Origin of the sequence: Veillonella sp. ZSJB6, from assembly GCF_051549505.1 — a bacterium.
GTDB lineage: Bacteria > Bacillota > Negativicutes > Veillonellales > Veillonellaceae > Veillonella.
The window spans coordinates 1-301 of record NZ_JBPUGE010000030.1 but is presented as its reverse complement, the minus strand read 5'-3'; the positions used below and the strand labels follow the sequence as shown (position 1 = coordinate 301).

Annotated in this window: 1 protein-coding gene; it reads right to left on the bottom strand. The window is 43.5% G+C overall.

Going from position 1 to position 301, the window contains the following annotated elements:
- On the bottom strand, positions 1-187 hold a 187-nt coding region (locus ACSV5T_RS09770; protein WP_438320980.1), incomplete at its 3' end, for an NUDIX domain-containing protein.
- Positions 188-301: the final 114 nt, after the last annotated feature.

The window sequence follows — 301 nt, the reverse complement described above, 5'->3', positions numbered from 1 at the left end:
GAGGATACAGTCCGACTTCTTCCCACAATTCCCGATACATTGCATCAAGCGGTGTTTCACCAAAATCAATGCCGCCTTGTGGAAATTGCCAAGCATCGTGACCCACGCGTTTTGCCCACAGTACTTGCCCGTGTGTATTTGCCAAGATGATACCTACGTTGGCTCGAAAGCCGTCTGCATCAATCATGACGATTACCTTCAATTTAATGGTTAAAATTGGCAGGTAATCACATTATCAAGTTTTTTGGGTCGCAAGGTTTAGACATATCCTTGCAGACCATTATTAAAGTTTTGGTCAATC